Origin of the sequence: Paenibacillus sp. VTT E-133280, assembly GCF_002264385.1 — a bacterium.
In the GTDB taxonomy this organism is placed as follows: domain Bacteria; phylum Bacillota; class Bacilli; order Paenibacillales; family Paenibacillaceae; genus Paenibacillus_AQ; species Paenibacillus_AQ nitricinens.
The window spans coordinates 13,756-32,115 of sequence record NZ_NFUX01000079.1; the positions used below are offsets into that span (position 1 = coordinate 13,756).

Here is an 18,360-nt window from a genome sequence, read left to right on the forward strand (position 1 = left end):
TGAATGTTCCCCCGTGCTCATAGATAAGCAATAGAATCTTTGGGAAACGGGGGATTTTTGTGTATGGAGATTAACGCAGTATTTGAAGGAGGAGGCGTAAAGGGGATTTCTCTTGCGGGAGCAGTTGAAGCTACAGAAAGGGCAGGCTGGACTTTTAAAAGGGTAGCAGGAACCTCCTCAGGTTCGATTGTAGCCACTTTACTAGCAGCGGGCTATGAGGGGAAGGAAATGTGTCGGATCATCCAAGGAACATCCTTTTCATCGTTTCTGAAGCGAGGCCCCGTTTACAATACTGCTATCGTTGGTCCTGCGCTGCGAGTGTTATTGAAGAAAGGATTATATTCTGGGGAAGCCTTGGAGTCCTGGATAAGAGCATTATTACTGAAAAAGGGAATCATCACCTTCCGTGATCTGCCTGCAGGTAAATTATCTATCATCGCATCCGATATCACAAATGGAAGGATATTGGTGTTGCCAGATGGCTTGGAGCAGTATGGGATCTCTCCGGAGCATTTTGAAGTGGCCAAGGCAGTGCGAATGAGCTGCAGCATTCCTTATTTTTTTGATCCTGTGATGTTAAGACTGAACGGGCAAGCAGCAAGAGGGAAATCCTTTACCGAGCAGTTTGTGTATGTTGTAGATGGTGGACTCTTGAGTAATTTCCCTTTGTGGCTATTTGACGGCAAGAATAATGGGAGTATACAACCTGGGAACAGAATTCCTACGGTAGGTTATCAAACGGTAGGTAAGACCGATCCACAGCCGCATAAAATCAGAGGGCCATTCAGTATGCTCCAAGCCTTGGTAACTACCATGCTCTCTGCTCATGATGAAAAGTTTATTGAAGGGGATAAATTTGTTCGCACGGTAAAAATTCCTACGCTTGGGATTGGGACGACTCAATTTGAAATTACAAAAGCGCAAAGCGATGAAATGTATGCTGCCGGACTCAAAGCAGGAGAAGATTTCTTTAAGGAGTGGCGACCAAGATAACGAGCGAGGTATCCATATGAGAAAAAAGCATCCCGCACGTTACTTAAAACGTGGAGATGCTTTTTGGAGTTCTTATGAAGTTAGTGATACTTCGGAAGCTGATCGTCATTTTTCCCTTTACTTCCGTCGATCACTTGGAAAGGATAGCTTTTGCGTTTGCCTGGTGCAGCTTGAGTCTTGCGAATTCCTGCTACCTTTGACATGGTCTTCTGGGAAGGCTTCACTTTAACCTTAGATCCACTGCTGCTACGAGCGTATTTGCCTGGTCCCATTTTTTTGTAAGCATAATAAATGATTGCTAACAGTACTAAGGGGAGAATCAGCTTCGACAGCGTAAAGAAGGGCTCAGTCAAGACTCCAATCACAAAACCGAAAATCGCAAGCGTAACCGTAATCCAAAAAATTAAAGCATGCCTGATCATAGATCACTCATCCTTTCGCAGGATCCAATATGCCGCCTGACACACTTGCCTCCGAATATCCTCTTGCTTCAATCGCAGCATCAAGCTCACGCATACGGTTAAAAGAGGCAATAGATACTTCTACCTGATCGTCTTTTGGCTCTTTGGTTGTAAGGAGTTGCAGCCACAATCCAGGGTAACCCAGATATTTAAGGCCTGGTACTTCTCTTACCGCATTGGTTCCCTTTAGAACTTCGAACGATACACCAATTACGACGGGTAACAAGATAATCCGCTGGATCACTCGTTCCCAAAGATTATCCCATGGGACTACGGAGTAAATGATCACACCGAGGATAATCGTCAGCATCATAAAGCTACTTCCACAGCGGTAATGCAGACGGCTGTATTTCTGAACGTTCTGAACAGTCAGTTCTTCACCCGCTTCAAAAGCGCTGATGACTTTATGTTCGGCACCGTGATACTGGAACAGTCGCTTGATCACAGGTGTTTGAGAAATCGCCCATAAATAGACCAGCAAAAGAATCATTTTGATGCCGCCTTCTATGAGGTTGTGCAGTACGTAGTTATCAAATACATTTTTAAATAAAAAATCCTCTACAAATACCGGAACAAGCGTAAAAATGAGCTTTCCGAACAAGAAGGAGAGAATACCCATTACAGCAACGCCAAAAATCATTCCAAGGCTCCAGCCCTCATCCTTTTTCTTCGGCTTCGCTTTTTCCTTCTCAAGATCTTCCGGTTCCAATTCATCTTCAGCGTAGGATTCGGCAGAATAGTTCAAGTGCTTAGAGCCTTTAGCGCTGGCATCTATAATACTGACAAGGCCGCGAAGCAGCGGAATCTTGCGCAGTTTCGTGACCCAGCTCTTATCGCTTTTGGGTACTTCTAAAAAAGTGATTTCCTGATTCTTGCGTCGTACGGCTGTTACATTGATATGCTTACCGCCGAACATGACACCTTCAATGACGGCTTGGCCGCCGTAACTGGGAGTTTCCTGGGACAACCAATTCACCTTCTCGTATTTAATATGATTTATATAATACATTGTAACTAATTTTTGAAGACATTACTAGTTGGATCGCCTTTTGCTGTACATACTATCTTCTAGAGAGAACGAGAGATAAATCGGCATCGAAAATAAAGAAAGCGAGGCAATTTCATGAGCAAATCTCATCAACAACAATCGGGGCATACAAATATTTGGCTTTTTGCACTCGAATTAGGTTTTTTTGCAGGATTAATTTGGGGTGGGCTTCATTGGCTAGTTTATTGGTTCAGTTTTACCCAAGTCAGCCCTGGCTTTATAGCAGAGCCTTTCTTCAAACATGCGTTTTTGACAACAGCATTTGGACATTTCGTGGGATATATGATGTTTATTGTATTTTCGGTCATCGCTTCTATGCTGTACGTACTGGTTCTCCGTAAGCTGAAGGGGCCTTGGCCAGGCCTAGTCTACGGCATTTTATGGTGGGCGATTATATTTATTCCTGGTTCTCAGATGTTTCTTATGCAGCCCCCATTCAAGCTGCCGTGGAACACGGTCATTAGTGAGTTCTGTATTTTTCTGCTATGGGGAATGTTCATTGGATATACAGCAGCAATTGAGTATACGGACGAACGGAAGCGTGAGCAAAGTACAGCGCTTGCCTAACGGCGCGAAAAAACTTCTCAAGGGGATATCCCTATGTTAAAATACAATGTGGCTATTTCGAGAGGAGAATGAAAATGGGTAACAAGCGTGTCTCCAAGCTGCGTAAGGTTTTGCAGGATCAAGGATTGGATGCAATGTTGATAACTAGCGGTTATAACCGCCGCTATTTAAGTGGATTTACCGGATCGTCCGGTTATGTACTGGTGACAAGTGATGATTGTTATCTGCTGACTGACTTCAGGTATATGACACAGGCCGCGGACCAAGCAATGGGGGTTAAAGTTGTAGAGCATACAACTAAATTCATTGATACAGTTCGCGAGCTTCTGCCTTCTGGTAAAGAGGTACGTATTGGTTTCGAACAGGATGATGTTTCATTCAGCGCGTACACCGCATATGCAGAAGCACTTAAGCCGGCAGTGTTAGTTCCAATTTCCAAAGCTGTGGAAGACCTTCGTATGTTCAAGGATGAGGAAGAGCTTGCCGTTATGCAACGTGCAGCAGATCTGGCCGATGCTACATTCAGTCATATTCTGAACGTGATCAAGCCGGGTATGACTGAGCGCGATGTTGATTTGGAAATGGAATTTTATATGCGTACCCATGGTGCAACTTCTTCATCGTTTGATACGATTGTTGCTTCAGGCGAACGTTCGTCCATGCCACACGGCGTAGCAAGCAGCCGCGTAATTCAAGGCAATGAATTCATTACCCTTGATTTCGGTGCATTACTTGATGGCTATTGTTCAGATGTGACAAGAACCATTGCACTCGGAGCACCGGATCCGAAGCTGAAAGAGATCTATGATATTGTGCTGGAAGCTCAGCTACATACTTTAGCGCATATCAAGCCGGGTATGACTGGACGGGAATGTGATGCCTTGGCACGTGATATCATTGCTAGCTACGGATATGGTGAACAATTTGGACACAGCACAGGCCATGGACTTGGAATGGAAGTTCATGAGTGGCCGCGTTTGTCTAAACTTAGTGACGATATTATGCAGCCGGGGATGGTTGTAACTGTGGAGCCTGGTATTTATTTGCCGGGCATTGGCGGAGTACGTATTGAAGATGACATTGTGATCACAGAGAGCGGAATATCACTGCTGACCCATTCGTCTAAAGAATATACAGTACTGTAAGTAAGCGTGATGTAGTAGATTAATTATAATTTTGGAGGGATTTTAGTGATTTCAGTAAATGATTTTAAAACAGGTTTGACCGTAGAGGTAGAAGGAGATATTTTTACCGTTATTGATTTCCAACACGTTAAGCCAGGTAAAGGCGCAGCATTTGTCCGTTCCAAGCTTAAGAACCTACGTAACGGTAATACAGTAGAGCGTACATTCCGTGCAGGTGAAACGATTGGCCGTGCTATTATCGAAAACCGTGGTGTACAATATCTCTATGCCAGTGGATCGGACCATGTATTCATGGATAACGAAACTTATGACCAATTCGAATTGTCCGAAAAGCAATTGGAATGGGAATTGAATTTCCTTAAAGAGAACATGACTGTAAACATCGTTAGTTATAAAGGTGAGATTCTTGGGATCAACCTTCCTACCAGCGTAGAGCTTAAGGTTGTTGAAACTGAGCCTGGCGTTAAAGGAAACACGGCTCAAGGTGCTACGAAATCGGCCAAGCTTGAAACCGGACACAGTGTTCAGGTTCCATTGTTCATCAACGAAGAAGACATCTTGCTCGTTGATACTCGTGAAGGTAAATATATCTCCCGCGCGTAGGAAATAGAACAATTACCTAGATATTACAAGAATAACCTCCCCGTTTATACGGTGGAGGTTTTTTTTATGAACAGTAACGGATAAAGATGCTATGGAAACCCACATTAAAATACTGGGAGTTGAGTAAAATAAGCACAGCTGAAGGGCGGATGCTGATCTTATCTTTTTTTTCGCAGCGGGGAATTTTAATAAATTTTTTATGAAACCATTAACGCAGGGCACTGTTTTCGTATTATACTGATTTAAAGCGGGAAACCGATTAGAAGCAACTACATAGACCGATATGGGGAGTGAATGGGACTTTGTCACTTTATGTTATGAAATTCGGAGGCAGCTCCGTCGGCGACACTGAACGAATGAAACGCGTCGCGGGGCGCATCGCAGACAAGCAAGATGAGGGACATCGCTGCGTTGTGGTTGTATCTGCAATGGGGGATACAACAGATGATTTGATCGATACGGCGAAGCAACTGAACGGGCAGCCGCCCGCACGTGAAATGGATATGTTGATGACGACAGGTGAACAAATCTCCGTCGCTCTATTGTCCATTGCCCTACATGGGATCGGGCGGAATGCTGTTTCTTATACAGGATGGCAGGCTGGATTCCGAACAGACGAAACTCACGGCAGAGCTCGTATCAATGAAATTGACCCGCGCCGTGTATTAGCGTCTTTGGAGCGTGAACAGATCGTGATCGTTGCAGGCTTTCAGGGAATGACTGTGGACGGTGAGATCACCACATTAGGCCGCGGTGGTTCGGACACAACAGCCGTAGCATTGGCTGCTGCTATAGAAGCAGACGTATGCGAAATCTATACCGATGTAGATGGTATCTACTCCACAGACCCACGTATCGTGAAGACGGCACGTAAGCTGAAGGAAATCTCTTACGATGAAATGCTGGAGCTTGCCAATTTGGGAGCAGCTGTATTACATCCACGTGCAGTGGAGTACGCTAAGCGTCATCAAGTTAAGCTGGTCGTTAGATCGAGCTTTAATCATAATGAAGGTACCGTTGTGAAGGAGGAAACAAGCATGGAGCAGGGAATCGTAGTTAGTGGTATTGCATTTGATAAGAATGTAGCACGTGTCAGTATTCTTGGAGTTCCTGATGTACCAGGTGTACTCGCTCAGGTCTTCGGCAAGCTTGCTGAAGAGGGCGTTAACGTAGATATCATCGTACAAAGTGGTGTACAGAATGAGCAGGCTGACTTCTCGTTTACAGTTTCTCTTGATGAGCTGGATCGGGCGAAGGAAGTTATTAAAGAAATTCATAAAACATTGCCTTACCGTGAAGTTACCTCCGAGGATAACCTGGTGAAGGTATCCATCGTTGGTGCTGGGATGGTCAGCCATCCAGGGGTAGCGGCTCAAATGTTTGATGTACTCTCCCAAGAGGGTGTAAGCATCAAGATGGTCAGCACTTCTGAGATCAAAGTATCTTGCGTTATTGAATCAGGCAATTTGCCATCAATCATACAGGCGCTTCATACCGCCTACAATCTAGATACAACTGAGCAGGCTTTCGTCGGAGGTCCTAAAGATCGCCGATAAGAGCTGCTGAGTAAACAAAGAGGGATGCCTTACGGCCAGACGGCTGCGGGGCATCCCTCTCTTTGTCTTTTAAGCCAGTTTTGTTGTGGTATTCCTGCGGCGTTATGCCATAATGCTTCTTGAATAGATGAATGGTGATGAAATTACTAAGGAAGTGAATGACTGGTATATTTCAGCTAGTAAAAAATAAGCAAATAGCATCACTTATAGATGAAAAGGAACGCTGCAGATTTGAATGCAGCGTTCCTTTTCATCTATATAACAGCATGGGAGGTAAGTCCCTGAATTTTATCCTAATCGTTTGAACCGGCCCTGGATCTCTACAGTCTCCACAACATTGACGAAGGAGCTTGGGTCTGCCTCAAGAATAGTTCTCCGCAGATTTGCAAGCTCATACCGAGTCGTTACCGTCATTAGCATGGTATTTCCCTCATGACTGTATCCACCCTCTGCATTGACGACAGTGATGCCATGAGGTAACTCTCTGAGACGGGTTAGCATCATCTCCCGTTCTTTGGTAACGATGAAGCAGGTCAGCTTCACATGGCGAATATGGATCATATCGACTACTCTACTCTTTACAAAAATACAGAGCATAGCGTATAAGGCGGAATCCCAGCTTTTAAAGAAGCCTAAACTCAGAATCACTAATCCATCCATTAGGAACATGATATTTCCCATTGGAATATCACGCTTGCGAGAAATAATCGAGCCTAATATATCAAATCCCCCGGAAGAACCCCCTGTACGGAGAGAAAAACCAACACCGCCAGCAATAATTACTCCGCCGAAAATACTTGCAAGAATGGGATCCTTGGTCATTTGCACCTCAGGAATAATGGTAATGAACCAGGTGGTAGCTACGACGGAAAGTAAGCTTAGTAAGATGTATTTTTTCCCCACTGCAATAAATCCCCAGACAATTAAAGGGAGGTTTATTACAAAATAAAGCTTAGAAATGTACTTCGGATCCGTTAAATAACCGACGACCGAAGCCACCCCTGCTACCCCACCGCTCAGAAGCTGATGAGGAATTAGAAACAGTCGCATCCCGCTTGCAATTAAAAAGGCTGAAAAAATAATGATAGCTACTTCCTTGAGTGGTCTGACTACGGTCCGCATATTTTGCGGTAACCCGTAACTTCGAACTTGCATGACACAAATCCCCTCTTTTTCTTATGTCTTTATAGTCTGCTCTTTTTGAAAATATAAACCCACTATATTTCCAATTAACAAGGATACCACAGATGGAAGTGTTCGTAAAAAATAATTTTATCGTACTGATTATATTTATTTATATAGGTGTGTACTATGAACTCTTTCACAGTTGGACTTGCAATTCTGTCATTTCTCCTTGTCTAAAGTGAGTAATTATCGCATATCCATGGATAAGAGAAGGACAAACAAGCCCTGAATATCATTTTGTATGAAATAGTAAAAGTTAGGAGTGGAGTGGATTGGACAAGTATGTAAGCTGGATGGCGACTCTTCGGCTGTTCTCGGGTAGTGCGGAGATTATAGCTGCACTGATTATGCTGCGGTTGAATCAGGTAGACAAGGCGCTCGCAGTCAATTCTGGACTAGCTTTGGTAGGCCCGACGATCTTGATATTGACGACAGCGATCGGACTTACAGGGATGGCTCAGCAGTTGTCCTGGAGCAAACTGGGCTGGGTCGGTTGCGGTGTAGCCTTTCTCTTAATCGGGATTCTAAAAAAATGATAGATGATAGGCATATTGAGCGCGTACAAGCATAAATATGGAATAAAGCAATTAGATAGAGGACAACTTGGGGGTACTTTGTATGGCAGATGATTGGCTGCAATTGTTTCCTGAAAAAGTAAGAGCACTATTAAAGTGCCTTCCCCTTCCGCTACTTGGAATGGTGGAAGAGATTCGGGTCCGTGAAGGTCGTCCGCTGGAGATTAACTATTCAGGTAAATATCACTTTCTTAGAGCAAATGGCAGCGTAACGCAAAGGCCGGAAGAAGCCTATAGGCCGGATCGGGAGGACACTCATAGACTGCTAGATCTGATCAGCAACCATTCACTATATACGATGGAAGAAGAGCTGAGAAAGGGATTTATTACGATTCCTGGCGGCCATCGAATAGGACTTGCTGGTCGGACGGTGCTGAGTGGTGGTGGTGTGGAGCATCTACGCGACATTACAAGCTTCAATGTCCGCATAGCCCGTGAGGTTCCCGGAGTCGCGGATAAAGTGCTGCCTTATCTGCTGGACAAGGGGAGGCAGCGAATGATGCACACCTTGATCCTTTCGCCTCCACAGCACGGGAAGACAACACTTCTTCGCGATATTGCAAGACAAATCTCCTTAGGAGATTTGGGGAAGCGTGAAGGCGGAAGACCCGGTTTGAAGGTGGGGATTGTCGATGAACGTTCTGAGATTGCCGGAAGCAGACGCGGGATTCCTGCCTTTGATGTTGGTCCGCGCACAGATATCCTCGACGGCTGTCCCAAAGCTGAAGGCATGATGATGATGATTCGTTCCTTGTCACCGGATGTATTGATTGCTGATGAGATTGGTCGTCCTGAAGACGCTGAAGCAGTCACTGAAGCGCTGCATGCTGGAATATCAGTTGTTGCTTCGGCTCACGGTAAAGAAGTAATAGAACTGGCTCGTAGACCCGGGCTTGGCGGGCTACTGGAACAAAAGATGTTCGAAAGATACGTCATTCTGCATCGCTCAGAAGCAGGGCTCTCCTTTCGTGTTCTGGATGGACAAAAACGCGGATTACTTCTTATCTCACCCGGGGATCGATTAGGTGGTGATATACATGCTTAAGCTATTTGGTGCCGTTCTGATTGTGCTGGCTGGTACGCTGGCAGGGCTACAATTTGCAAAACAATATGCAGACAGGCCAAGACATATCAGAGGCTTAATAGCAGCGCTACAGCGGCTGGAAACAGAAATTATGTATGGCTTTACCCCATTGCCTGAAGCTATGCGGCGTATAGGGATTCAGTCGAAGGAACCGCTCAAAACGTTGTTTGTTAAAACAGCTGAGGAGATGAGCCCACCCCATGACCGAAGCGCCCAGGATGCCATTCAGAGGGCTATGGAGTCGCATTGGAAGTCTACCGCATTGAAGGGGACAGAAAAAGAGATTCTCCGCCAGCTCAGTTGTACTCTCGGTACAAGCGATAGGTCCAATCAGAGCACTCATATCGCGTTAGCATTGCAGCAATTGAAGCAGGAGGAGTCGGTGGCCAGAGAGGATCAAGGCAAATATGAAAAATTGAGTAAAAGCCTGGGTCTGCTGCTTGGAGCATTGATCGTCATTTTGATCTTTTAGCGAGGTGCCAGGAATGAATATTGAAGTCAATGCGATTTTTCAAATTGCCGGCATTGGCATAATTATCGCCATGATACACACGGTGCTTAAACAGATGGGAAAAGAAGATTTCGCACATTGGGTTACCGTAATCGGGTTCGTCGTCGTGCTATTTATGGTTATTCGAATGCTGGACGGACTGCTGCAGGAAATAAAAACGATCTTTCTTTTTCAATAGGCGTGCTATGGAGATCATTCAAGTTGTTGGAATAGGGCTGATATCGACCATATTGATTCTCGTGCTGAAGGAACAAAAACCGATGTTTGCCTTTCTCCTCGCTACTGCCACAGGGATTCTGATCTTCCTGTTTCTAATCGGCAAGATTGGAATGATACTTTCCACACTGGAGCGGGTGGCAGAGTCATCGGGGATGGAAATGATCTATTTAAAGACCGTGTTCAAAATCATCGGAATTTCATATATCGCTGAATTTGGAGCACAGATCGTGCGTGATGCTGGGCAGGAATCGATTGCTTCCAAAATAGAGCTCGCCGGAAAAGTCCTCATTATGGTACTAGCTGTACCCATTATCAGCATCATTATTGAAACGGTCATGAAGCTGCTACCTGCTTAAAGCAATTGAAGGAAGCTAAGCAACGATTAGGGAGGAGAAGTTATGCAAGAGTGCAGTGTTTTTCGTCCTCCAAAATTTAAAATAATACTGTTGCTGCTCCCATGCTTCTTCATTCTATGGTTTGCAGGTACAGCTCAAGTAGCCATAGCTTCTCCAGCGTCAGGATCGGGCGTTAATGCCTCCCCGGTAGACCAGTGGGTCAAGGGTCAGGTGAACAATCTGCCAACAGATAAGGTGGAGTCGTACTGGGATCAACTGATGAAGGATTACGGAGGTTTTTTTCCAGACGGGGCAACACCATCACTTATGGACATGCTGCTTCCAGGGGATAAGGGACTCAGCTTGCAAGGTGTATTATCTGGGCTACTTGGTTTTATGTGGCATGAGGTGTTGTACAACGGAAGGCTGCTGGTCACGATTGTCATGGTCAGTGTGCTCAGCATGATACTGGAGACGCTACAAACCGCTTTTGAGCGAAAAACGGTCAGCAAGGTGGCTTATACGCTCTGCTATATGGTAGTGCTCGTTATTGCCGTGAACAGCTTCAATATCGCTATAGGTTATGCGAAGGATGCTATCGACCGGATGATTGATTTTATGATGGCCATGATTCCGCTACTGTTCGCGTTACTGGCTTCCATGGGGAACATTGTTACCGTCTCGGTCACACATCCACTAATTGTTTTTATGATTCATACCGTTGGCACACTGATCCATACCATTGTCTTTCCACTATTATTCTTTTCAGCGGTGCTACATCTCGTGAGTGCACTGTCGGAGAAATACAAGCTGACCCAGTTGGCGAATCTGCTAAGAAATATCGGAGCTGGATTACTAGGAGTACTGCTCACTGTGTTCCTCGGTGTGATTTCAGTCAGGGGAATTACGAGTTCAGTGACAGATGGGGTTACGATCAGGGCCGCTAAATATATTACAGGCAACTTTGTTCCGGTCATCGGAAAAATGTTCGCGGATGCAACAGACACAGTGATCTCAGCTTCACTCCTGGTGAAGAACGCCATTGGGCTATCCGGTGTCATTATCATTTTGTTCCTTTGTGCTTTTCCAGCGATCAAAATCCTGGTGCTTGCTCTGATCTACAATGTAGCTGCTGCAGTAATGCAGCCCTTAGGAGAGACGCCGATTGTGGTCTGCCTCCAGACGATCGGAAAAAGCATGGTGTACGTATTCGCAGCTTTGGCAGCGGTATCGTTAATGTTTTTTATGGCCGTCACGATCATGCTAACCGCTGGCAATTTAACCGTCATGATGAGGTGAATCTGCTGACAAAACTTAGCGGGAGCTTTCCAAGTGAGTTTTGTACGAAGTAAATTCGCTGAAGGCTATGCTAACAAAACTTTTAGGAGGAAAAAATGAGCTGGTTAGGAGGATGGCTGCGGGAGATCATTCTTGTCGTATTGTTGGCATCGTTCGTTGAGTTACTCCTTCCGAGTAAGTCCATGGAGCGGTATGCAAGGCTGGTGCTGAGCCTCCTGATCTTACTTACCATGCTTAGCCCAATCGTTTCTCTCCTTAAAGGTGACGCCATAGCCGAGCTGAGTATAGCCATGGGTCGTCAGGAGAAAGAAGGAGGCTTGTTCACAGGAGGGGGAAGTGGAGATCCCTCTTTGGAAAAGATTCTGGCAGATGGTCAGAAGCTTGCACAAGGGCGCCAGGATCAAAGCCTAAAGCTGGCCGCAGAAGAGGTTGCTGAGCAAATGAGGGAGCAGATCATCAGCGAGACCGGAAAACGCGGGGTTAATGTCACTGTAACGCTCGGCATGGGGAAATCCGGCGGCTCTGGTAATGAAGATGTTCCTGTCATCTCCGCAGTGAAGGTCTCAATGTCCCAAGCAACAGCTAATTCCATAGGAGCTTCCGGTACTTCCGGCGCAGCCGCTGCTCCGCCAATTGCAATCGCTCCTGTAGAGCCTGTAGAAGTAAAGATCGGAACGAATCCAGAGAATGGATCAGCTTCTGCAGATGAGCCCAAAGCAGTGAACGGAAATGTAACAGAAAATAACACATCTTCAAGTGAAACGGAGTCCATCGTAAAGCTGTTGGAACAAAAATGGGATTTGGATCCCAAAGTAATCCAAGTGGATGGCGGCGTTGTGAATAACGTCAAGTTATGAGTCTGTAGCTTCTAAACGATCAAGGTTAGGAGGGATAGGAGTGGGCAATTGGCTGAAAAAGCTGGAGCAATGGGCTGGGGGTGGGGCTGGCAGTCCGAAGAGAAGTCATACTTTTCGCTGGCTAATCATTCTGGGTCTGCTGGGCGCAGCGATTATGCTGTTTAATTCCTTCGTCAATGTGAAGAAGATTGATAACGAGAATACGGGGCGTGAGCCACCGCAGAATCAGTCCTCCCAAACGGCGCTGGTGCAGAGTGATCCAACAACAAGCAATTCATTCGAAAGCATTGAACTGGCGATGGAGAACCGAATGAAGGAGATTTTGGAGAAAATCGTTGGCGTCGGTACCGTCGATATTATGGTTACCGTGGAGTCAACAGAAGAAATTGTCGTGGTGCGCAATATGAACGACTCCCAGCAGCTTAGTGAAGAGACGGATGCCAGTGGTGGTAAACGTCACACGACGCAATATACAAGGGATGGCGAAATCGTAACCTACTCACAATCGGGCGATGAGACACCTATTGTGACGAAGCGGATTAAGCCTCAGGTTCGTGGCGTACTGGTAGTTGCCAAAGGGGCAGAGAACAAGGTTGTCCGTGGACTCATAGAGCAGGCTATCGAAAAAGGCTTGTATGTTCCGATTCAGCGGATTTCAGTAGTACCACGCAAACAAGAGTAGCAGGAGAAAGTCAAGAAGTGAGTGCTTCCGAAGCAGCCACTAGATTAAATTTTAGGAGGAATAAGAAATGAACGGCAAAAGACAAACAATATGGTTGGTTTCTATGCTCAGTTTGATGGTTGTACTCTCGGCATACTATTTATTTACTGAAGATTCAGGTGCATCGATTCCAAAAGACACGGCAGGGACAATGCAGGTGGATTCTCTGAAAAAAGACACAGCAAACGCAGCGTTACCAACGGTTGGCGACAAAGGTATCGTAGTGAATGAAGTGGTTAGTCAAGGAGATGTAGTTGCTGATGAAGGCGTTGTAGATAGCGCTAGCAGCACTAAAGCCGCTGACGATAGTGCAACCACTGCAACTACTGATGACAGTGCAACTACAGCGGTTAAGGATGATAGCAGTAAAGCAGCAGACAGCGGTAACTCTGAGAAAGCTTCGACGGACACTGCTGCAAAAGACTCCAGTAAAACTTCTGACACAGCAGCTAAGGATACAGTAACTAAGGATACGGCAGCTAAGGATACAGCGGCTACTACAACATCCAAAACCCCTGCTAAGAATGATAAAGAAATCCTGGATGAAGTAGCTTCACAAAGTGTATCGGCGAGCAGCATGTTCACTAACTACCTGTATGAACGTGAACAAAAGAATCTAAAGAGCCAACAAGACTTACTCGCTTTGATTAACGACATGGAGAAGACGCCTGCTGATAACGCAGTTGCTCAAGAACAGCTCCTTAACCTGGAAGAAAAAGAATCTAAAATTACGGGCATTGAAGAACAGCTTCAACAAAAATATGGGGAAGCCATCGTGAAGGAAGAAGCTGGGGACAGCTATAAAGTAGTCGTACTGAGTGACAAGCTGGATGTAAAACAAGCGGTTAGCATCGTTGATCTCGTAATGAAAGAACTGAGTGTGTCTCAGGATAAAGTTAGTGTTCAGTATGTTTCCGAGAAATAATAAGGCGTGAAATTATAGGGAATATGACGAAAGAGCTCGGGTTCTCCCGGGCTCTTTCCATTTCTAGCGTTTATGATATAATACATAAAGTTATCTTGTCCGCTTAAGAAGTGGCTTCGAGAGAAAGCTGAAGGAGTGAACTAATGTATGTTCAAGTTGAGCGAAATTAAGGAATTAATTAAATTGCTGGACCAGACCTCCTCTGTACATGAGTTGGAGATCGAAAGCGAAGGAATGAAGCTTGCAATTCGCAAACCGGATCGCCCTGAAGCTGATGGAACAGCAGTACAGGCGACTCCTTATAATGCCTATCCCTTTACGCCTGCCCCGCAGCCGCAGAGCGTGCAGCAAGTGTCCTATCCAGTAATCAGTGAGGTTCCTCCAGCGCAGCAGCCACAAGCCGCCGCAGAAGGCAAACTACATAAAATTGTATCTCCAATGGTGGGAACATTTTATAGTGCCGCTTCTCCGGAAATGCCTTCGTTCGTTAATGTTGGAGACCGTGTTGGTGAGAAAACAACGGTATGCATTATCGAAGCGATGAAGCTGATGAATGAGCTGGAAGCGGAGATTAAAGGTGAAATCGTGTCCGTACTGGCAGAGAATGGTCAGCTTGTAGAATACGGTCAACCCCTATTCTTGGTTAAACCGGAATAAATACCGCAGATTACTTATGGAGCGGAAGCTTCGCAAAACTTTGGGAGGAAACGCATGAACATTCAAAAAGTGTTGATTGCCAACCGCGGCGAAATCGCGGTCCGCATTATTAGGGCCTGCCGAGAACTGGGCATTTCCACCGTCGCGGTCTATTCGGAACCCGACCGGGATTCACTTCATGTCCGGTTGGCTGATGAAGCTTACTGCATCGGTCCGATGCCGTCCAAGGACAGCTATCTGAACTTTACAAATATTATGAGTGTAGCTACCTTAACAGAATGTGATGCCATCCATCCTGGTTATGGATTTTTAGCTGAGAATGCAGATTTTGCAGAGATTTGTGAATCTTGCAATATTATCTTCATTGGGCCATCTCCAGATGCAATCAACCGTATGGGTGATAAAGCTGTGGCGAAGGAAACCATGAAGCTGGCTGGAGTTCCGATCATCCCGGGCTCAGAAGGCCTTGTAGGTGATGTTGAGGAAGCCGTCATGCTGGGCCGTGATATCGGATACCCGATTATCGTTAAGGCTACCGCAGGTGGCGGGGGTAAGGGCATCCGGATTGCTGAGGACGAGGAATCATTGGTGAAGCAGATTACTGCTGCACAACAGGAAGCGCAGAAGGCGTTCGGCAACGCTGGTGTATATTTGGAAAAGTACCTTACAGGTATGAAGCACGTAGAAATTCAAATTATTGCAGATAAGCATGGTAATGTAGTGCATTTAGGTGAACGCGACTGCTCCGTACAGCGTCGTCGCCAAAAGCTGATTGAAGAGGCACCTTGTTCTGTACTTACACCGGATATCCGTGAAGCGATGGGGAATGCAGCAGTTCGTGCAGCACTCGCAGTGAATTATTCGGGAGCAGGAACGCTTGAATTCTTGCTTGGACCGGATGGACAGTTCTACTTCATGGAGATGAATACTCGTATTCAGGTAGAGCATCCGGTAACGGAAATGGTTACGGGTGTGGATTTGATCAAGGAAATGATTTCGGTTGCAGAAGGAAATCCTTTGTCCTTTACACAGGAAGATATCGAGATTAATGGCTGGTCGATTGAATGCCGTATCAATGCGGAAGATCCAGAGCGTAATTTTATGCCTTCACCAGGTAAAATCGGCTTTTATTTGCCGCCTGGAGGTCTTGGTGTTCGTGTAGACAGCGCGGCGTACCCTGGTTATACGATTTCCCCTTTCTATGATTCTATGATTGCAAAGCTGATTGTATGGGCACCCACACGTCAGGAAGCGATTGCAAAGATGAAGCGCGCCTTGGCTGAATTTGCCGTGGAGGGAATCCATACTACGATCCCTTTCCACCAGAAACTGTTGGAGCATCCTGTATTTCTGGATGGTAATTTTGACATCAAGTTTCTGGAAGAGTATGAAATTTAGGACGACTTCGCTTTGTTTGTCATAAAGTTCGTCAAATGATATAGTATGTTTAATAAGAGACGTGCTTTACGCTTGAATTTATGAGAATCTTTGTTGAAAGGTGTGAAGTCTAAAATGAGTACATTGCCGACAGAATACGAACGGACAGAAATCGGTGAGATCCAGATTGCTCCTGAAGTGATCGAGGTGATCGCAGGTTTAGCGACCGTTGAGGTTAAAGGTGTAGCTGGCATGAGCGGTGGTTTCGCCGGTGGTATTGTTGAGCTTCTCGGACGTAAGAACTTGTCTAAAGGAGTTAAAGTAGAGGTTGGACAACGCGAAGCTGCAGTGGATGTTTCTGTAATCATTGAATATGGTAACCGTCTTCCTGAAGTGGCTGCTGAAATTCAGCGTAATGTTAAGCGTTCCATCGAGACTATGACTGGTCTGACTGTTGTGGAAGTGAATGTGCATATTCATGATGTACAGTTCAAGAACAACAACACTGTCGACAAGAACGAGGAAGCTGAAACGATTCTTCGCGTGAAATAACAGTCGTCGTTCTTCCATAAACCCCCGACAGCAAAGTCGAGGGTTTACTCTAATTTAAGGAGGTTATGAGACTCGTGGCAAAAATTTTGGACAGACTTTTGCTGTTTGTCTACAGCTTAAGTATCGGAATATTATCTGTTATTGCCATCCTCCTCTTGAGCGGTGCTATTCCTAAAACTTTGGAGATTGAGAATGGACCAGCAGCTTATATTACTGCAATTGTAGTAGCAGTTGTCTTGTTCCTTCTGAGCATCCGATTTTTCTACATCTCTTTGCGTCGTGATCGCGCTTCTTTACCTTCTGTTGATCAGCGTACGGAGTATGGGGATATCCAGATTTCAGTGGAGACCATTGAGAATCTGAGTTTGAAGGCTGCCGGTAAAGTGAAGGGAATCAGAGATCTCAAATCGCGTATTCGCGTTTCTCAGGCGGGCCTTGAAATTACAATTCGCGCAGTAGTGGATGGTGAACATTCATTGCCGCTGCTAACCACAGAAGTGCAACGTCAGGTGCATGATTTTGTGCAGGAGACAACCGGTATTCCGGTTGCGGATGTGTCTGTATATATTGCTAACCTTACGCAGTCTCCAAGCTTCAAAAGTCGAGTGGAATAGAGGTGAATTTCCCTTATGTCTTGGAAAGAAGTATGGGAAAGTCACGGGGGTAGAATCGCCGGAGTGACTTTCGGCATTGGTCTAGGGTTGATATATTTAATTTGCGGTTTTTGGGATATGTTGTTCTTTGCACTGGTAGTGTTCATCGGATATACGTTCGGCAAAAGAAAGGATAACGCAGAGGCTCCCCTGTTTCAGTGGCAGGAGCTGATTACGCGTCTATCCGGACGCTGGCGTCCCTTCAAGTGAACCGCGATAGTCTTTTTCCCGGAGCAGGAAGCCGTAAGTTTGTGTTGTCCAATGCCCCTGGAAGAAAGGCTTTGCGGTTTTTTTAATTGGAAAAGTTATCTTAAACGGACATCGGACAATAATCCTCTAAGGATTAGGGATAGAATTCGAAGGATTTGGGCTTAAAATAATTATAGGCGATGTGATTAAAGTCTGAATTATTATTACGCTTGAGGTGTGAAGTTATATGTATGGTTGCCCGACGTTATAGAAGTTTGAGTAAAGATGTTAATGCGATATAAGATTTTAGGAGGAACACATGAAAAGACGTATAGCGAGAGAGATTATTGTCCAAAGCCTGTATCAGATGGAAATGAACGATGTAGAGAGCGCAGAAGCCGTAGAGATGCTGCTGGAGGAAGCTTCAGAGGAGAATGAAACCGAACGTGTAATTACGGACGAAATTCAGCTTAAGCATTATGTGGTGGAGCATGTAAACGGTGTGTGGGAGCACAAGGTTGCAATTGACGATATGCTTGAGCATTACTTGAAAGGCTGGCAAATGAGCCGTCTGTCACGTGTGGATCGTCAAATTTTACGTCTTGCGGCGTATGAAATGGTGTTCGCGAATGATGTTCCGGCTAAGGTTGCTGTGAATGAGGCTATAGATTTGGCCAAGCATTTTGGAACGGATGATTCCGGTAAGTTTGTAAACGGTGTGCTTGGTAAGATGATTCAGGAGATAGATACAATTAAAGCTGACCATTCTTAATTTTTATAAATATAAGCAAGTATAAGTTATTCACCTATTCTTTATGTTTTATATTTCTCGCATAAACGCTTACCGT

23 protein-coding genes are annotated in these 18,360 nt (G+C 45.4%); 20 read left to right on the forward strand and 3 right to left on the reverse strand.

The window, feature by feature from the left end; genetic code table 11:
• The first annotated feature begins 63 nt into the window (after positions 1 to 63).
• The gene (locus CA600_RS25990; RefSeq protein WP_094874062.1) at positions 64 to 993 is read left to right on the forward strand and encodes a patatin-like phospholipase family protein; all 930 of its coding nucleotides are present in this window, start codon (positions 64 to 66) and stop codon (positions 991 to 993) included.
• A gap of 80 nt (positions 994 to 1,073) precedes the next feature.
• On the opposite strand, the gene CA600_RS25995 is transcribed toward CA600_RS25990, so the two are convergent.
• Complete coding sequence (locus CA600_RS25995; protein WP_094874063.1) at positions 1,074 to 1,415, reverse strand: hypothetical protein; 342 nt, start codon at positions 1,413 to 1,415, stop codon at positions 1,074 to 1,076.
• 7 nt (positions 1,416 to 1,422) lie between these two features.
• Positions 1,423 to 2,370, reverse strand: a complete 948-nt coding sequence (locus CA600_RS26000; RefSeq protein WP_373455847.1) for a DUF1385 domain-containing protein — start codon at positions 2,368 to 2,370, stop codon at positions 1,423 to 1,425.
• Between the two features lie 207 nt (positions 2,371 to 2,577).
• Between CA600_RS26000 and CA600_RS26005 the strand changes: the two genes are divergently transcribed.
• From CA600_RS26005 to CA600_RS26020, 4 genes are all read left to right on the forward strand, one after another.
• Positions 2,578 to 3,069: a YqhR family membrane protein gene (locus CA600_RS26005; protein ID WP_094874065.1), complete on the forward strand. Its 492-nt coding sequence runs from the start codon at positions 2,578 to 2,580 to the stop codon at positions 3,067 to 3,069.
• Positions 3,070 to 3,143: 74 nt separating this feature from the next.
• Positions 3,144 to 4,214 carry a M24 family metallopeptidase gene (locus CA600_RS26010; protein ID WP_094874066.1) on the forward strand — a complete coding sequence of 357 codons (1,071 nt, stop codon included), beginning with the start codon at positions 3,144 to 3,146 and terminating at the stop codon, positions 4,212 to 4,214.
• A gap of 45 nt (positions 4,215 to 4,259) precedes the next feature.
• On the forward strand, positions 4,260 to 4,817 hold the full coding sequence (efp, locus tag CA600_RS26015) for an elongation factor P (protein WP_042190473.1): 558 nt from the start codon (positions 4,260 to 4,262) through the stop codon (positions 4,815 to 4,817).
• A 302-nt stretch (positions 4,818 to 5,119) separates the two neighbouring features.
• The gene (locus CA600_RS26020) at positions 5,120 to 6,373 is read left to right on the forward strand and encodes an aspartate kinase (protein ID WP_094874067.1); all 1,254 of its coding nucleotides are present in this window, start codon (positions 5,120 to 5,122) and stop codon (positions 6,371 to 6,373) included.
• A 288-nt stretch (positions 6,374 to 6,661) separates the two neighbouring features.
• On the opposite strand, the gene CA600_RS26025 is transcribed toward CA600_RS26020, so the two are convergent.
• Positions 6,662 to 7,528 (reverse strand): YitT family protein, encoded by an 867-nt coding sequence (locus tag CA600_RS26025; RefSeq protein WP_081382878.1) that lies wholly within the window; start codon positions 7,526 to 7,528, stop codon positions 6,662 to 6,664.
• A 302-nt stretch (positions 7,529 to 7,830) separates the two neighbouring features.
• Here CA600_RS26025 and CA600_RS26030 point away from each other — a divergent pair, with 302 nt between their 5' ends.
• From CA600_RS26030 to nusB, 15 genes are all read left to right on the forward strand, one after another.
• Positions 7,831 to 8,094 (forward strand): YqhV family protein, encoded by a 264-nt coding sequence (locus CA600_RS26030; RefSeq protein WP_371915730.1) that lies wholly within the window; start codon positions 7,831 to 7,833, stop codon positions 8,092 to 8,094.
• Between the two features lie 82 nt (positions 8,095 to 8,176).
• Positions 8,177 to 9,178: a stage III sporulation protein AA gene (gene spoIIIAA, locus CA600_RS26035; protein ID WP_094874068.1), complete on the forward strand. Its 1,002-nt coding sequence runs from the start codon at positions 8,177 to 8,179 to the stop codon at positions 9,176 to 9,178.
• Positions 9,171 to 9,689, forward strand: a complete 519-nt coding sequence (spoIIIAB, locus tag CA600_RS26040) for a stage III sporulation protein SpoIIIAB (RefSeq protein WP_094874069.1) — start codon at positions 9,171 to 9,173, stop codon at positions 9,687 to 9,689. Before spoIIIAA ends, spoIIIAB begins: the two co-directional genes overlap by 8 nt.
• Before the next feature lie 13 nt (positions 9,690 to 9,702).
• Positions 9,703 to 9,906, forward strand: a complete 204-nt coding sequence (gene spoIIIAC / locus CA600_RS26045; RefSeq protein ID WP_036682849.1) for a stage III sporulation protein AC — start codon at positions 9,703 to 9,705, stop codon at positions 9,904 to 9,906.
• 7 nt (positions 9,907 to 9,913) lie between these two features.
• A complete protein-coding gene (gene spoIIIAD / locus CA600_RS26050) occupies positions 9,914 to 10,303 on the forward strand; it encodes a stage III sporulation protein AD (protein ID WP_042129828.1) in 390 nt (129 codons plus the stop codon).
• 42 nt (positions 10,304 to 10,345) lie between these two features.
• Positions 10,346 to 11,581: a stage III sporulation protein AE gene (gene spoIIIAE, locus CA600_RS26055; protein WP_094874070.1), complete on the forward strand. Its 1,236-nt coding sequence runs from the start codon at positions 10,346 to 10,348 to the stop codon at positions 11,579 to 11,581.
• A gap of 95 nt (positions 11,582 to 11,676) precedes the next feature.
• A complete protein-coding gene (gene spoIIIAF / locus CA600_RS26060) occupies positions 11,677 to 12,438 on the forward strand; it encodes a stage III sporulation protein AF (protein ID WP_094874071.1) in 762 nt (253 codons plus the stop codon).
• Between the two features lie 40 nt (positions 12,439 to 12,478).
• Positions 12,479 to 13,120 carry a stage III sporulation protein AG gene (spoIIIAG, locus tag CA600_RS26065; RefSeq protein WP_094874072.1) on the forward strand — a complete coding sequence of 214 codons (642 nt, stop codon included), beginning with the start codon at positions 12,479 to 12,481 and terminating at the stop codon, positions 13,118 to 13,120.
• Between the two features lie 67 nt (positions 13,121 to 13,187).
• Positions 13,188 to 14,084 (forward strand): SpoIIIAH-like family protein, encoded by an 897-nt coding sequence (locus CA600_RS26070; protein WP_094874073.1) that lies wholly within the window; start codon positions 13,188 to 13,190, stop codon positions 14,082 to 14,084.
• 147 nt (positions 14,085 to 14,231) lie between these two features.
• A complete protein-coding gene (gene accB / locus CA600_RS26075; protein WP_094874074.1) occupies positions 14,232 to 14,741 on the forward strand; it encodes an acetyl-CoA carboxylase biotin carboxyl carrier protein in 510 nt (169 codons plus the stop codon).
• 54 nt (positions 14,742 to 14,795) lie between these two features.
• Positions 14,796 to 16,139 carry an acetyl-CoA carboxylase biotin carboxylase subunit gene (accC, locus tag CA600_RS26080; protein WP_094874075.1) on the forward strand — a complete coding sequence of 448 codons (1,344 nt, stop codon included), beginning with the start codon at positions 14,796 to 14,798 and terminating at the stop codon, positions 16,137 to 16,139.
• Positions 16,140 to 16,253: 114 nt separating this feature from the next.
• Complete coding sequence (locus CA600_RS26085) at positions 16,254 to 16,670, forward strand: Asp23/Gls24 family envelope stress response protein (RefSeq protein ID WP_036682829.1); 417 nt, start codon at positions 16,254 to 16,256, stop codon at positions 16,668 to 16,670.
• 74 nt (positions 16,671 to 16,744) lie between these two features.
• Positions 16,745 to 17,284, forward strand: a complete 540-nt coding sequence (amaP, locus tag CA600_RS26090) for an alkaline shock response membrane anchor protein AmaP (protein WP_042129814.1) — start codon at positions 16,745 to 16,747, stop codon at positions 17,282 to 17,284.
• Positions 17,285 to 17,299: 15 nt separating this feature from the next.
• Positions 17,300 to 17,533, forward strand: a complete 234-nt coding sequence (locus CA600_RS26095; RefSeq protein ID WP_042190453.1) for a DUF2273 domain-containing protein — start codon at positions 17,300 to 17,302, stop codon at positions 17,531 to 17,533.
• 298 nt (positions 17,534 to 17,831) lie between these two features.
• The gene (gene nusB / locus CA600_RS26100; protein WP_042190451.1) at positions 17,832 to 18,284 is read left to right on the forward strand and encodes a transcription antitermination factor NusB; all 453 of its coding nucleotides are present in this window, start codon (positions 17,832 to 17,834) and stop codon (positions 18,282 to 18,284) included.
• The last annotated feature ends 76 nt before the right edge of the window (positions 18,285 to 18,360 follow it).

Excerpts from the sequence above, each read along its gene's own strand:
- CA600_RS26095 (WP_042190453.1), top strand. The coding sequence starts at position 17,300 with ATGTCTTGGAAAGAAGTATGGGAAAGTCACGGGGGTAGAATCGCCGGA.
- spoIIIAE (WP_094874070.1), top strand. The coding sequence starts at position 10,346 with ATGCAAGAGTGCAGTGTTTTTCGTCCTCCAAAATTTAAAATAATACTG.
- spoIIIAA (WP_094874068.1), top strand. The coding sequence starts at position 8,177 with ATGGCAGATGATTGGCTGCAATTGTTTCCTGAAAAAGTAAGAGCACTA.
- spoIIIAD (WP_042129828.1), top strand. The coding sequence starts at position 9,914 with ATGGAGATCATTCAAGTTGTTGGAATAGGGCTGATATCGACCATATTG.
- CA600_RS26005 (WP_094874065.1), top strand. The coding sequence starts at position 2,578 with ATGAGCAAATCTCATCAACAACAATCGGGGCATACAAATATTTGGCTT.
- CA600_RS25995 (WP_094874063.1), bottom strand. The coding sequence starts at position 1,415 with ATGATCAGGCATGCTTTAATTTTTTGGATTACGGTTACGCTTGCGATT.
- spoIIIAB (WP_094874069.1), top strand. The coding sequence starts at position 9,171 with ATGCTTAAGCTATTTGGTGCCGTTCTGATTGTGCTGGCTGGTACGCTG.
- CA600_RS26085 (WP_036682829.1), top strand. The coding sequence starts at position 16,254 with ATGAGTACATTGCCGACAGAATACGAACGGACAGAAATCGGTGAGATC.
- CA600_RS25990 (WP_094874062.1), top strand. The coding sequence starts at position 64 with ATGGAGATTAACGCAGTATTTGAAGGAGGAGGCGTAAAGGGGATTTCT.
- CA600_RS26070 (WP_094874073.1), top strand. The coding sequence starts at position 13,188 with ATGAACGGCAAAAGACAAACAATATGGTTGGTTTCTATGCTCAGTTTG.
- accC (WP_094874075.1), top strand. The coding sequence starts at position 14,796 with ATGAACATTCAAAAAGTGTTGATTGCCAACCGCGGCGAAATCGCGGTC.
- CA600_RS26000 (WP_373455847.1), bottom strand. The coding sequence starts at position 2,370 with ATGTTCGGCGGTAAGCATATCAATGTAACAGCCGTACGACGCAAGAAT.
- nusB (WP_042190451.1), top strand. The coding sequence starts at position 17,832 with ATGAAAAGACGTATAGCGAGAGAGATTATTGTCCAAAGCCTGTATCAG.
- spoIIIAC (WP_036682849.1), top strand. The coding sequence starts at position 9,703 with ATGAATATTGAAGTCAATGCGATTTTTCAAATTGCCGGCATTGGCATA.
- CA600_RS26010 (WP_094874066.1), top strand. The coding sequence starts at position 3,144 with ATGGGTAACAAGCGTGTCTCCAAGCTGCGTAAGGTTTTGCAGGATCAA.
- CA600_RS26025 (WP_081382878.1), bottom strand. The coding sequence starts at position 7,528 with ATGCAAGTTCGAAGTTACGGGTTACCGCAAAATATGCGGACCGTAGTC.
- spoIIIAF (WP_094874071.1), top strand. The coding sequence starts at position 11,677 with ATGAGCTGGTTAGGAGGATGGCTGCGGGAGATCATTCTTGTCGTATTG.
- accB (WP_094874074.1), top strand. The coding sequence starts at position 14,232 with ATGTTCAAGTTGAGCGAAATTAAGGAATTAATTAAATTGCTGGACCAG.